This is a genomic window from Arthrobacter sp. GQ119 (genome assembly GCF_059759125.1).
Genome location: NZ_JCAXEA010000107.1, coordinates 1 through 245, shown reverse-complemented (window position 1 = coordinate 245; position 245 = coordinate 1). Strand labels below are relative to the sequence as shown.

Annotated in this window: 1 protein-coding gene; it reads left to right on the top strand. The window is 71.0% G+C overall.

Annotated elements, in window-relative coordinates; genetic code table 11:
- The coding region (locus AC6CH3_RS23565; protein ID WP_498134729.1) for a catalase-related domain-containing protein at positions 1-245 on the top strand (245 nt) is incomplete at both ends.

Below are 245 nucleotides of genomic sequence, written 5' to 3'. Positions count from 1 at the left end.
GCCATCGAGCCGCAGAACCCGGCCGGCGGCTGGGAGAACGACGGCGAACTGACCCTCGCCGCGCACTCCCTGCACGCCGAGGACGGCGACTTCGTCCAGGCCGGCACCCTCTACCGCGAGGTCTACGACGACGCCGCCAAGGCCCGCCTGCTGGACACCATCACCGGCGCCGTGGGCGGCGTGAAGAGCCCCGGCATCAAGGAACGCGCCATCCAGTACTGGACCAACGTCGACGCCGAACTCGG